The following is a 14,240-nucleotide window of genomic DNA, read 5'->3' as shown; positions in this document are numbered from 1 at the left end:
CCATTCTTCACTTTGGTGTAACTTTGTTCCTGCCTGTTCTCTTCGATTCATACAGAGCTTCATCTGCCCGGATTATTAATGAATCCTGAGTGTCGTCTTGGGTGACTTCTGTTACGCCAATGCTTATTGTGATATTGAAATTTCTCGTGAAACTGATTTTCTCCACAATTTCCCGTATTTTTTCAGCAAATATAAGTGCCGAGTGAATGGTAGTTGAGGGCAGCAGTAAAACAAATTCCTCGCCTCCCCATCGAGCAAAAACATCATTTGCTCTGATGTGTTGGGAGATGACAGAACTTAATTTTACCAGTACTTCATCCCCGACGGCATGCCCGTGCACATCGTTAATCTTTTTGAAAAAATCAATATCAAAAATACAAATAGAAAATGTTGTACCATGACGCTTGTACCTATCTAGCTCGAGATGAAAAAGAGATGAAAATTTATGCCGGTTGTATAAATTTGTAAGCTTGTCCCTAGAAGCTAGGAGATCTTTTTCTTCAATTAATGAGTTTGTGAACTTCAGTAGGGTGTTCAATGAGTTCGATATTTCTGAAATTTCATCCTTATTTGTGTCGTATATTTCGATCTGGTAATTGTTTGTTGATAGAATTGATTTCATTTTTGTGTCTAGAGCTAGTATCCTGGATGAAAATAAATTCAAATACTTGACAAAGAATATGAAAGAAAGAGTGATGGCTAATATTGTTGCTGTCGATGCTAACAGCGCAGTTGTTTTCGACGATTTAATATTCTGGGTTAGTTTTTCTTCAATTAGTGAGTTTAGGTTGTTCTGGACGGAGAGGTAGTAGTCCATGGCTTGTGTCGAAAGTCTAAACCATTCGTTCGGGCTTAGATTTGTCACCTTTGTTTCGCTGTATGTTTGTACAAATTTTTCGGCATTTTTTATATGGTTTGATCGAGTAATCTCTTGAGTAATTCCTGGATATTCTTGGTTCAAAATGCTTAATAAGTTTTCTTTGGCGGCTAAATAGTAAGAGTTTTCACTGTCGATGTAAAGGCTGTCTTGTTCGGAAGCGTTTTTGTTGTTTAGTAATGTGGTTATGTATGCCCGTAGTTTTCCGAGGTGTTCCCTGGTGGAGATTAAGTTCTCTACGATTAGATATTGTGGTGTGTGATGAAAGTTTTCAATAAATGAGTTTGAGCTGAACGCGCGTATCAAACGATAAATAATCAGCGAATATTCTTTGGTGGTTGATGATGGCACCGACTTTCCCTGGTCCGCTTGGTTTCTAATCTGAGTAATTTGAGATGTAGTGTCCGATGCATCAAGCGTGTTTGCAAATATTCCCAGTTGCTCGTCGGTGTTCGAACGGGCATTTTCTAGGTTGACTTTATTCTCTGCCGTTCTGTTGGAGAAATAATTTGCGGTGAGTCCCCGTTCTTTTTGTAGTAAATGAATTAGCCTTGAATAGTTTTGTATGTAGCGAAATTCCTCGAGTAGAATTTCATTCGTTGAGATGCTTTTTAGATTTGATTGAAGCACGATAGTCATGATGCAAGCCAAAAATAATGCAATCAATACATAAAAGCAGTAGAATTTGCTGCGAATCGTGGAAAACATTAAGCCCTCCTTCCCAATTTTAAAATGACAAGTCGGAGCAAAACACAAGAAATATGGGTGTCAGGTCCTGTGATGTTTTTTTGTTTTTAAGGATTAATATAAGCCCACGGTTTCCATTTTGGTGGATTGCGTGGGCTTTTATCGCTTGTACGTTTTGTAAATCTTAAACGCTTGTGTTGTAGGTGAGTATTTGATCTATTGCGTTCTTTAAGTCTTCGAGGATGATTGGCTTTGCTAGGTAGTCATTCATGCCATGGGCCAAGAATTTCTCTCGGTCTCCAGTCATAGCATGAGCGGTTAAGGCTATAATTGGAATCATCGAGAATTTTTCGTGAGAGTTCCTTATCGCTATCGTTGTTTCAACTCCATCAAGATTCGGCATTTGAATATCCATAAGAATTAAATCGAATTGGTCTGAGTGCAATAGTTTTAACGCTTCTTCGCCGTCGTCGACACACTTTGGAATATGGCCGATTTTTTTTACGAAGCTAGATATAGCCAATTGGTTGACTTTATCATCCTCTGCGATGAGTACTTTTAGGCTCGAAATGTTTTCGCAATCGATGTTGTAAGGTTGATTTGTGTTCTCTAGAATCGGAGGCTCAGTAATCTTAAATGGAATTGCAACACAAGTCGTAGTGCCCCCTCCAACATTATTGCCGACAGTGATACTTCCACTCATTACAAGGAGTAGCTTTTTTACGATAGAAAGTCCAAGCCCAACCCCTCCGTATTTACGTGTCAAAGATCCATCAACTTGTGTAAAAGGGACAAAAATTTCATCGAGTTTATCTTCTGGGATTCCAATGCCAGTGTCTGAAATTTCAATAAAAAATGTTATGACTTCTGCCCTTTGTAAATAGCTAACCGATAGGAAAATATTCCCCGTGGGGGTGAATTTTACGGAGTTTCCGAATATATTGAAAAGTATTTGCCGTAGCCGTCCAGAGTCTCCATAAACAAGTTCTGGTATTTTGTCTTCTATAGAGGTCTGTATGCCAATATTTTTCTGATTTAATTGTGTTATGAAAGTATGGATAACGTCTTCAATCAAATGTTTGATGTTAAACCCATGACTTTCTAGTGATAGGTATCCTTGCTCGATTCGCGATAAGTCCAAAATGTCAGATATTAAGCTGGTTAGATTTCTGCACGAGTTTAGTGCGATGTCGATATATTCGTTCTGCTCTTTATCGATATTTGTCGACTCAAGGAGTTGGAGCATCCCCATGATGCCATTCAGAGGAGTTCTGATCTCGTGGCTCATGTTGGCCAGGAATTCTGATTTTGACTTAGAAGCTGCAAGCGCTTGTTCTTTTGCAGCAATAAGTTCGAGCTCTGAAACCTTTTGGACAGAAATATCTTCTACGAGAATCATAAAAAGATCTTCATGAACTTTTATTCCGTGCGATCTGATAAAAAGATTTTTTTTAGAGTAAGCAGATTCGTATGGGCCTTCTTCATAAGATTCGCCAGTTGTAAGCATTTTTTCGATGGAATTTAGGAAGAGTGGATCTTTGACAGCTTCAAGGAGATTTGATCCCAGGTATGCTTCTCGGGGAAAGTCAAAGATATTGCATAAAGCGTTATTGCAGTCAATTATTGTCCCGGCCTTGTTAATGAGGAGAGTCCCTAGGGGAGAACATTCATACAGTGATTTAAAACGCGCCTCGTTTTCGCGGCTTTTCGCTTCGGATTTGATTAAAGTGTCATTTGCGATTTTTCTGATTTTTTCGTTGCAGAGTAGATAGATAAATGTTGCCGCTATGAATATAAAGCCAATAATTCCGATGATAAGATATCTGTGTAAGGCAGAGGTTATAAGTTTGGCGTATGATTCGCTGTATTTATCCATTGGGACAGTTACACTAATGCCTCCTTGGATGTCTCCAATTTTGTATCCTTGTTTGGCATGACATTTCAAGCAAGGTTCTTCTGTGCGCATTGGGCGCATGAACCGAAGAACATTCATTCCGCCCTCAGATGTAAATTCATGAAATTGTTTGGAACCAGTTAAGAACTCCTCCAGCGCTTTTCGTTCCCATGGGGTGGGGGCATTTTCGGGCCGCAGCGGCTTTAAACTAGTTATATGCCCCTTCAGCCCAGACTCGCGGTTCATTGCATCGTGGACCATTCTCGTCATAAACGCAGGATTTATTAAGGTGAGATGTTTTCCTGAATTCGTGACGACATCTCTGTCAGGAATATCTAGGTAAGCGTTTGGTTGGAGTCCTTGAGATGTTTCGGCGTACACCCCACCCATCCTTGCAGCCCATCGTCTGTATATCAAATCCTTATTGTGAGCTATCTCTGCTTCAACTAAAGCTTGTGATTGAATAGAGTCTAGAGTGTTTGATTTTGCAGACGAGTATAGCAATGATACTAGAGTAGACCATGCAATAACAACAAGAAGAAATAGGATGGCAAGCTTGCTATGCTGAGATGTCAAAATCATGTTTAACCTGTTAGCTGGTGTAAGCGTTGTGTGTTCGTAGAGGTATTGCGGTGATGATCGCCTGGGGGGGCTCTCTCATGTTGTTAATTAGCTTGCGAATTAATGGTGGTGGTCCCTGAGGTGGCGACTATGTCGGGTTTGACTTTGAGTTTGTCGGAATCATTGTTGATTCCATAACAAACTTTGATAAAGTAAGTACGATTTGGCGATAGTCGGCTTCGACAAATCTTTTCTCAACCTCTTCTAGCAAGGTTTCTGAATTGTATAATGAAATGAATATATTTTCCTTCCCCGCATGGTTGTACGCGTCAAGTATTCTTTTGTTCTCGTGAAGAACTAAGTCAATGAAATATATTGCGAGAAAGCATCTGCTTATTTGACTTCTGTTCTTTGGTTCCCCAAGGAGTTTGTGTCCAACTGTGCGCACCATGTGTGCAAATGTTTGGTTGGTTTCTATGTTGTAGCAAAGTTTCATTTTATTGCTCTCAAAGAGGAGGTGGGGCACTCACCCCACCTCCCTGATAAAATTGTTAGAACTTTTCGAAGTCGTTGTCTTCCATGTCCAAATCAATCTTTGCGGTAGACGTTTGCTTCCTGATGGCGGTCATGCTCCTTGAGCGGCCGGTCGGCAAAGCTTTAGGTGCTGTCCGTCGTTTGTTGCTGGTGGTGCCAACTTGAAAGAATTCGATTGTACTTTGAAGTTGTTCTGCTTGGCTAGATAACTCTTCCGATGTTGAGGCCATTTCCTCGGAAGCAGACGCATTCTGCTGAACTACTTGATCGAGTTGGGTGATGGCTTTATTGATCTGTTCAGCACCGGAGTTTTGTTCAATGCTTGACGCAGCTATTTCCTGTACAAGTTCAGCTGTGCGTTGAATGTCAGGGACCATCTTCGTGAGCATGTCACCTGCTTGTTCAGCGATTCGGACACTTGAAGTCGAGAGGTCAGAGATTTCTGACGCGGCACTGCCACTCCGTTCTGCCAGTTTCCTGACCTCAGCGGCTACGACAGCAAAACCTTTACCATGCTCACCAGCTCGTGCAGCTTCGATAGCGGCGTTTAGCGCTAAAAGGTTGGTCTGGCGAGCGATCTCTTCGATGATCGAAATCTTTTCAGCGATATTCTTCATCGCGGTGACAGCGGAAATGACAGCTTTGCCACCTTCTTGAGCATCTTGAGCAGCTTTAACCGCAATAGACTGTGTTTGCTGAGCATTCTCGGCATTCTGTCTGATGTTCGACGACATCTGTTCCATTGATGAAGAAATTTCTTCAACACTGGCAGCCTGTTCGGTTGCACCTTGAGACATACTTTGAGCGGAAGCAGATAATTCTTCTGAACCAGACGCGACATTTTCTGAGGCAGATTGAATCTCAGCAACAACTTCACGCAACTTTACAACCATAGTATTGAGGGATGCTGCCAAAATACCAATTTCATCTTTTTGGTCTATGTCAAGGGTTTTGGTGAAATCACCGTTGGACATGGCTTCAGCGAACTGAACACCTTTTTGAACTGGCCCTGTAATTGCTTTTGTTAAAACGACTGAAACGATAATTCCAAGGAGAAGGGCGATGGAAAGTCCTACAACCATGGTAGTAGAGGCAGTTCCAAGGCTGGTGACTGCTTCTTTTGAAATTTCACTGGTTTGATCCATGCCTGCAAGGGAGGTCTGAGCGGCAGCACTTAAAACTGCTTGGCCGATTTCTGTCCTTTTAACGTTTGTTTTTTGTAATTCATTCCAATTTGTCACTAGACTTGTCATCGCAGATTTGTAGACTTGGGCAGATTCGCTTATCGTTGCGAGTTGTCTGATATTGCTTTCAGCAAACGTAATGGTTTTGATTTTAGCTAGTAAATCTTCAATCTTTGGGAAGTTGCTCATTGCTCCTTCAAGGATTTTAGGTTCTCGAAGTGCTTGCGCTTTCCAGACCAAATTGCGTGTTTCATTCCCGATGTCAATTACATCATTGATTAATGAAACTTTGTTTGTTCTTTCCTTGAGTTTATCGCCAGATGCGCCGCTAGCGATTTCTTTGGCGAGGGCCTCTTCTTGGCTTTTGAGAAAATCGTTTGCATTTTTTATGTAGCTTGCTGCCGAAGTATCAAGGAGTTTTCGGTCTTTATCCAGTGCTTGGATTTGAGCAGCTGTTTGGTCTGCTAATTTTGAATACTCGCTTACTTTGCCTTGGGCTAAGGCAACATTTTCGCGCAACTTGACCAACTCAGAGTACTTGTCAGCATGTGTTTTTGCATCGGATAAATGCTTTTGAACTTGGCTAAGTTCTTTTTTGCCTTCATCAAGAAAAGAAGTTTCTTCTGAAAGACTGTAACCGCGCCATGCGTACATCGTCAAAAACGAAGAACGTTCAACGTTGTTGGCAATAGCTACTTCAGGTACATACTCATCTGATAGTCTTTTTGCGTTGTGCTCTACAGTTGTCATGTTAAGTATGGCCATCCCTCCAAGAGTACATGCGATTAAAATGAGGATGCCAAAGCCGATACCAATCTTTATTCCAAGTTTAAGATTTCGCATCTTGTCCTCCTGGTTAGTATTGAATCAGTTAAAAATGAAGTTACGACAGCCTATTTGGAAAGAAAAATTAAAGAGCGATGGCGGCCTGTTTGTCATCTATAGCGTCAAGAACGCTAGCTAACTCTTGTGAGTTGAAAACTTTGTTGATGTCTAAAATGATAATGAATACATCATCTGACCGACCCATCCCAACTATAAAATCTTTTCTAATGGCAGTACCCATGTTGGGCGGGGGTTCGATTTGTCCTTCATCCATCTCGTAGACTTCTCGGACAGAATCAGAAAGAATTCCAAAAACAGTTTGGTCACCTTCAAAATTTACTTCGGTAATTATGATGCACGTATTGATGGTTTTTTCAGTTTGTCCGAGGCCGAACTTTACTTTGAGGTCAACAACTGGGACTGCGTGACCTCTTAAATTGATAACGCCACAGATATAGTCCGGCGTCCTCGGCATTCTAGTAATGGTCACATACTCAAGAACTTCTCGTACATGATTGATACTTAGGGCGTATAGCCCTTTTTCAAGTGTAAAAGTTAAGTACTGATCATCGCAACTATCTGTTGATTCTTTCATCGATTCCTCCCCGTCAGTTTTCCGAATTCCAGGTAAGTGCTTTTGCTATTTTTTCGATGAAGCAGCCAGGCGTTGTTACTGTGCTTGAACTAAGACATTTGGTTAGTGCATGAATGTATATTTACTCTTGCATGTCGCTCGTTGCGCGCGGCTAGGAGTTTTAATTCTATCTCCTTTTTGCCTCTGTTGCAAAATTTTTTCAAGACAAATGTTTTAGTAAAAGGCATTGCACATACGAGTCCAAAGTGGTAATTTTCAAAGTTGCGTTGACAACTGCAGCTTCCTGCATTGAGGACATGTCTTTTTCGACACAGGTCAAGTTGAATGTGATTTCGGAAGGGACCGGGCCCTATGGTAAGCATAAGTTGGGTGTAGAACGCGATTTCCTGGTATTTTAACCCAGGGGGAACCAACTTGGCTGACCGATTGGAAAAGCCTCAGGACAGGCCCGGTAGAGAGTGGGGGAGGGGTGTCCGGGGAAAAACCCTTTCCCCAAAAACTCCCAAGGGAAGGGCTTGAACTGTCCTTTTCGGTGATAGCTGATACAATACAGGAAGTTAAAAAATCCAGTTTACTGGAACTTATGATTTTCAGCTGATGGCCGGCTGGATGACATTTTAGAGCATAATCACCCGTGTTCCATGGCAGGATCCTGCCATTTTTTAGCCCCGATTGGTGGCTATTTTCTTGAAACAGCCTATCTCTCTGGAATGAAGGAAGCTGCATCTTTTGATTTTCAGTAGATGGGGCAGTTAAATTGGTCTGGCCCGATCTGAGAAGTGACATAATGTTTTGCAAACTTTTTCTCTCCAATATAAACAATCTAAATGATATTATGAGAATCACAGATGTAGGGGGGCACAGTGTACTGCGATGTTTTAGCTTAAGCTTATTGAGCAATAGTCGGTTTTTCATCGGAATTAAGCAAATCTAAGTTTCTGTTCACTTCTTTGGCAGTGACCATGTAGTTAAAAATATCTAGCATTATTTCTTCAATTTTAGAGTTAGTAAATTTTGCGTAAATATCTTCTACGAACTGTTTGTTAAAATATATGATTTGATACATTGTTTCTCGTGTCATTGATTCGAGTATATATTCTATCTCACAAAAACTCATCGAAAGAAGTTCTGAGAAGTACATCGCCAGTAAAGCTTTTTTCTCGAATGGAATTGGGCGTTTTTGACCAAGAATGCTGTTAGAAATAGTTTTTATGTTTTCGTAGGGCATGATTTTATTTATGAGGGATAGGCCCCTGGAGCTTATGACCTATCCCTCGGTCTGAATTTTTGTTGGTGAACTAAATAAGCTTTTTAGGGCTAAGTGCCGAAAGGGCACGCGTTCCCGACCCGTCATTTCATCTCGTCAATGAGTCGCTTAAGGACCTGACTGAGCTGGATTGGCCAACTCACCCTCTCCCGAGAGCAAGGGGATTCTTTCTAGAGGGGAGGGAAACAGTGTCAGATCCACTATCCGACTTCATCTCGTCAATCAACCGCTTAAGCACCTGAGCCTGATTAGCCAACTCTCCCACCGCTTGAGCAGATTGTCGCATCGCATCAGATGTTTCGATTGAGACGCGATTTACGTCCTCGATGCTTCGATTGATTTCTTCACTAGTTGCTGACTGTTCTTCAGAAGCGGTTGCTATCGCACGTACTTGATCAGTCGTTAGGTCAACAAACTTAACGATCTCCTCTAGAGAATTTCCAGACTTGGTCGCCAAGTTGGTAACTGTGCCGATTCTGTTAACAGCTAAGTCAACGTTTTCAATGTTTTTTCTGGCTTCGTTTTGGATTCCGCGAATGGAATCTCCCACTTCCTTGGTCGCGGTCATGGTCTTCTCAGCCAGTTTCCTAACTTCATCAGCAACCACTGCGAATCCTCGTCCGGCGTCACCAGCTCGAGCAGCTTCAATAGCTGCATTAAGAGCCAAAAGATTTGTCTGATCAGCTATGTCAGATATAACATTAAGAATTTGGCCAATTTCTTCTGCTCGTTTGCCTAGTAATGTCATATCGTTCTTGAGCTCAAGTGCAGTGCTTTGGACATCAGCTATCCCTGTGACAACTTCAGTAACTACTTTTGCACCATCTTGTGCTTGATGTTTAGCTTGGTCTGCGGTTTCTGCTGCTTGGGAAGCATTCTTTGCAACTTCCATGACCGTAGCGTTCATTTGCTCCATGGCAGTGGCAGTTTCTGCTACTCGTTGTGACTGAATTTCAGCCCCTTGAGTCGATTGCTCAATCTGCGCTGATAATTCTTCAGATGCCGAACTGACAATTTCAACAACATTTTCAATAGAATTTGCAGCTGCATTCATCCCTTCAGCTTTTGCATGCTCAGCATATATTTTAGCTTCCTCAGCTTCTTTCGTGGCGATTTTCGCGTGTAAAGATTCTTCTTCAGCTTTTCTACTGTTTGTTTCTGCCTCGGAAATTTTAGTTTTTAAATTTGAAATCATGGTGCTTAATGAAGATTTCAAGCTTCCAAGTTCGTGCGTGAACTTTTCGGAGATTTCAGCCTCTAAATTTCCCTTAGAAACTTTTTGTGCGTACTGAATAAGATGGTTGATGGGGTTTGTGATCGATTTGGCTACAAAAAAAGCAATTAAAAGTGATAAAATGAGTGTGGTTCCGATGACGACATAAACTTTTGTGAGTGATGAAGATATTTCGGCTTGAATTGTTGACAGGTTGTTTGTGATTGTTGCCATTTCTTTTGTTCGGACTGAATTCAGAGATTCGATAACTTGAGTGATGGTAGAGAAGAAATCTTTCCCGCTTATCCCGAAGCTGCCTTCTTTTGATTTTACAAGTACCGTGTTGAATCCTTTGTTTGTGTCCAGCCACGCTTGTGATTTTCTGGTTTCATCCAGAAGGGAGTGCGCTTGAGCTCCAAGTACAAGAGCTTTTGATTCAAGGTTTGTATCGATGTTGGATTTGAATGTAATGAGACGCGTAAACATCTCTTCGTTGATAGGCTTGTCAGCTGTCAAAATGCCGGAAACAGTAGCACGAAGCTTTCCTGCATTCTCCTTCGCAGTCTCTAAAATGATGATGGTCGTCAGAGATTTTCCAAATCCTCGGGTTGTCTTGGAGTTGGCGATAGCTGTTTCAGCGGTCATTAAATCAGCAATAATTTTACCATATGCATCAACAACTTCTTTTGTTGATGAATTCTGATTCGCCTGACTTCGTACTTTTTCAATGCTTGAAACTGCTTGAGAAGTTGCCTCTTTTGCTTGAGAATTGAGGGGAGCGGTTTTTAGCTCATCGAGTACAGGTCTGATTTGATTGTCGGATAATTTCCGCTGTGAGTTCATATCGTCTTGAGAACCGCCGGAGAGATATATGGAAGTGCGCCCGCGTTCTTTCTGTAATTCATGAACCAAATCTGATATTGCGATAAACAGTTTCGTATTTTCAGACATTTTTGCTACAATATCGGATTCGTCGATGCTGATTTTGGTGTAAAGAATACTGATAGCCAGAAATGCGATAAGTGGTATCGTTGTCAGCAGGATAAGCTTGCTGGAAATTTTCATGGTACTATATCCTCCTAAATCGGTGATGTTTTGGCTAAGCGAGATACTCTTAGTCTGAAAAGACGTTAACACCTTTCTTAGTCCAAGGGCAAGTAGAGTAGTGCTTTGAACACAACCGAAATTATTAGTCTAATTTGACACCGGTTGAGTTTGGCAGACCTCCGTCCCACCTGGATAGTACGAGCGCCCGAGGAGGAACCCACCAGTTCCCAGATTCCCATAGACAGACAGCTGATTGCTGAGACAAAAGCTACGAAAATGTAGGTCGCTAAAAAGTCCAGTTTACTGGAACTTTAGATTTTCTGTTGATGGGTAGAATATGGATTTCTTAGGCTAGGCAATGAGTTCATACCAGAAACGAGGGTGGCGGATGGCAGGATCCTGCGATTTGTCAGCCCAAGTAAATGCATATTTCTCAGAACTTACTCCGTTCAAAGTTGTTGCACATGTATTCAGATGGGAGAGGTAAGTTTTAGGCAACGCAAGAGCCCACGTTCTCCTTACTTAGTCGGATTGCGTGGGCTTCATTGACGTTAACATCGGGAGCTAATGGCGCGTAAACTCTTCAAGCGGAACTAGCTTATCAAGATCGAGAAGGATCAGCAGTCGGTTGTCAAGTTTTCCTACACCCTTGATGTACTCCGATTCGATTCCAGAAACAACTGGTGGTGGAGGTTCGACTGTGTTTGATTGAATACGAAGTACTTCAGACACTTCATCAACTACAAAACCAGTTGTCAAAGCATGAAGATCTACCACTATGATACGGGTCTGGCTATCATGGACACGATAATCTAGACCAAATCTACCTCGGAGGTCAATGACAGGTATCACCTTCCCTCGTAGGTTAATAACACCTTCGACGTAAGGAGGAGCATTTGGAACTTTAGTAATGTCCATGATACGGATAATTTCTTGAACTTTCAGGATGTCAATCCCGAACTCTTCTTCGCCAATGCCGAAGGTCACAAGCTGGAGAAGTTCATTCTCCTGGTTGGTCATAATTGGTTCGCTCATTAACCTCTCCCGAGAGCAAGGATTTTTTTGCCAGAGGGGAGGGCGGTGGATGATGATCCGCCGTCAGATTTCATCTCGTCAATGAGTCGCTTAAGGACTTGAGCTTGGTCAGCTAACTCGGTTACTGCCTGTGCAGATTGTCTCATGCCATCAGCCGTTTCGGATGAAATCCTATTCACAGATTCAATGCTACGATTGATTTCTTCGCTCGTAGCCGACTGCTGTTCAGAAGCTGTGGCAATTGAACGAACTTGATCTGTAGTTTTTTCAGCCAAAGTGACAATTTGTCGTAAGGCGTCACCGGAGTTTGTCGCAAGACTTGTGACCTCTTCGATGTTTTTCCCGGTGCGCTCAACGTTTTCAATGTTCTTCTTGGTACCGTCCTGAATGCCGCGGATTGCGTTCCCGACTTCCTTGGTTGCGGTCATGGTTTTTTCCGCCAGTTTCCTGACTTCATCAGCGACAACCGCAAATCCTCGTCCGGCGTCACCAGCCCGGGCCGCTTCGATGGCAGCATTCAGAGCCAGTAGGTTCGTCTGGTCAGCGATGTCCGATATGACATTAAGAATCTGTCCGATTCCCTCAGCTTGCTTGCCCAGATTGTCCATGTCAATTTTCATTTCCTGGGATTGGTTTTGGACTTGACCAATGCCCTTAACAACTTGACTTACCGCCCGTGCTCCTTCTTCAGCTTTGGTTTTTGCCTGATCAGCTGTTCCAGCAGCGTTTGAAGCATTCTTAGCGACCTCAAGCACTGTCGCGTTCATTTCTTCCATCGCTGTCGCTGTTTCAGAGATGCTGCGCGCTTGTTCTTCCGATCCTCTGCTCGATTGTTCTATCTGAGCAGATAATTGTTCAGATGCGGAAGTTACGATCTCTACGACGCTTTCAAGTTGTTGTGCGGCTTGAAGCATGCCTTCGGCTTTTGCTTTTTCAGCTCGTTCTTTGGCTTCTATTGTTTCAGTTTGGTCTAGCCAGATAGAAACTGTTCCTAATATGTGGCCTTGATTGTTTTTGAAAGGAGATGATGATACGTAAACATGTTTATTTTTTCCATTTCTTGTTGTAACGTTAGATTCGGCCTCGAGCAGCTTCTCTTCGTTAATTGCTCGAGTAGACAAAGTTTCTTTTCCGGGAATGCCGAAAATATACTCGCCAGACTGTTTATTGGTGTAGTCGTTCGGGTTCCCTGGTATCTCCATGAGATCCATCATCGCTCTGTTAGTATATATTACTTTGTCCTGAGGGGAGAATATAGAAAATGGCAGGCCAATGCCTTGCATGACTCCTTTAGAGAAAGAGAGCTCGTCTCGAAGGTTCCCTACCATCGTTCTTAATGCATCTGCCAAGACCCCAATCTCATCCTTCTGATTGATGTCGAGAGTTTGGTCTAAATCACCAGCTGCAACGGCTTTTGCAAACGATACGCCCTTGATAATTGGTTTGCTGATAATCGATGCTAAGATGAACGCAATCGAAAGCCCCAGGATGATAGAGATAGCAATTGTTGATACAATAATGGTGTTTGCCTCTGAACTTAATGAAAGTGCATTGTTTTTTGCTGATTCAAGTTGTTTGTAACCTGCTTCTTCTGCTGTTTGAGCTTGCTTGATAACGGTTTGACCAAGAGTAGCCATGGACGCTAAAATCGATTTCAGGTTGTCATCATTTTTTATCCAGGAAGCTGCCGATTTTTCATAAGTCTGAGTGGCGGTGCGAGCGTCCTTGATGAGCTGCAACTCGTTGGAATCCGTGGTTATCTTCTCGAGCTTATTGTAATTGTCCATTAGCTCTGGCAACATCTTCTGCATCGATGCATACGCTTTTCTGTCTTTGTAGTTTACTTCTTCTTTTTCGGCGCGCATGATTTTAAGGGCAAGTTCGTAAATTCGAGTTGTTACAATGTAGCGCTGGACGTACTTGTCAAGTGTAGCAGCTTCAACACCATCTTTTTGTGCTTTAGTGTATGCGGCAACTTGCATTGATAGAAATTTATCGGCAGCGTCGCCTACTATGTTGCCAGTGCGAACCAACTCTTTGACAGCGTCTTGGTTGTCTTTAATGGACTTCACTCCTTCTCGGTACTTGTCTGCATATTTAGATGTTTCCTCTCTTGCGGTTTGAGATTGTTTTAAAAGCGAGTCTAAGTTGTATTGGCGAGCAATTGCATCAACTTTGTCGAGGTAAGTATTCAACTCTTTGACATTTTTCTCTGCCCGTTGATGGGCATCGTCAGATTTTGTGATGAGGTAATTCTTCTCCTCCATTATCGTGTTAAGCGCCATGCGCTCGACCCCGGTAGCATACTCCACGGCTTTAGCATCGCGGTCCGTTATGCCAAAAAGAGCATGTGACACTTTCTCCATGTAAATATCGGCGAGTCCTCCAAATATAACAGTTATTAGAACAAGTGCTAATGCCCCTGCCATGATCTTCGTTTTGATTTTCAGGTCGCTGAAGCGCATATAAGCTCTCCTGTCGTAGTGGGGTGGAAGGTCGCGTCCGTCAACGTGGTGTAAAT

The 14,240-nt window shown here is 42.4% G+C and carries 8 protein-coding genes; all 8 read right to left on the bottom strand.

Annotation, left to right across the window (positions count from 1 at the left end; genetic code table 11):
• Window positions 1-7: 7 nt before the first annotated feature.
• The 8 genes from Q368_RS24670 to Q368_RS24645 all read right to left on the bottom strand — a co-directional run bounded on the left by Q368_RS24670 (window position 8) and on the right by Q368_RS24645 (window position 14,184).
• Window positions 8-1,585, bottom strand: coding sequence for a diguanylate cyclase (locus Q368_RS24670; RefSeq protein ID WP_084158790.1), 1,578 nt, complete (start codon window positions 1,583-1,585; stop codon window positions 8-10).
• A gap of 163 nt (window positions 1,586-1,748) precedes the next feature.
• Complete coding sequence (locus Q368_RS24665) at window positions 1,749-4,040, bottom strand: response regulator (RefSeq protein ID WP_084158789.1); 2,292 nt, start codon at window positions 4,038-4,040, stop codon at window positions 1,749-1,751.
• Window positions 4,041-4,570: 530 nt separating this feature from the next.
• Window positions 4,571-6,580 (bottom strand): methyl-accepting chemotaxis protein, encoded by a 2,010-nt coding sequence (locus tag Q368_RS0113410; protein ID WP_029459570.1) that lies wholly within the window; start codon window positions 6,578-6,580, stop codon window positions 4,571-4,573.
• A 67-nt stretch (window positions 6,581-6,647) separates the two neighbouring features.
• On the bottom strand, window positions 6,648-7,157 hold the full coding sequence (locus Q368_RS23195) for a chemotaxis protein CheW (RefSeq protein ID WP_043785951.1): 510 nt from the start codon (window positions 7,155-7,157) through the stop codon (window positions 6,648-6,650).
• An 889-nt stretch (window positions 7,158-8,046) separates the two neighbouring features.
• A complete protein-coding gene (locus Q368_RS25745; protein ID WP_156955727.1) occupies window positions 8,047-8,385 on the bottom strand; it encodes a hypothetical protein in 339 nt (112 codons plus the stop codon).
• A gap of 178 nt (window positions 8,386-8,563) precedes the next feature.
• Window positions 8,564-10,702, bottom strand: coding sequence for a methyl-accepting chemotaxis protein (locus Q368_RS24655; RefSeq protein WP_084158788.1), 2,139 nt, complete (start codon window positions 10,700-10,702; stop codon window positions 8,564-8,566).
• Between the two features lie 546 nt (window positions 10,703-11,248).
• Window positions 11,249-11,719 (bottom strand): chemotaxis protein CheW, encoded by a 471-nt coding sequence (locus Q368_RS24650; RefSeq protein WP_084158787.1) that lies wholly within the window; start codon window positions 11,717-11,719, stop codon window positions 11,249-11,251.
• Window positions 11,719-14,184 carry a methyl-accepting chemotaxis protein gene (locus Q368_RS24645; RefSeq protein ID WP_084158786.1) on the bottom strand — a complete coding sequence of 822 codons (2,466 nt, stop codon included), beginning with the start codon at window positions 14,182-14,184 and terminating at the stop codon, window positions 11,719-11,721. Before Q368_RS24645 ends, Q368_RS24650 begins: the two co-directional genes overlap by 1 nt.
• Window positions 14,185-14,240: the final 56 nt, after the last annotated feature.

The organism is Solidesulfovibrio alcoholivorans DSM 5433, from assembly GCF_000702665.1.
In the GTDB taxonomy this organism is placed as follows: Bacteria; Desulfobacterota; Desulfovibrionia; order Desulfovibrionales; family Desulfovibrionaceae; genus Solidesulfovibrio; species Solidesulfovibrio alcoholivorans.
This window is presented reverse-complemented; position numbering and strand designations above follow the sequence as displayed.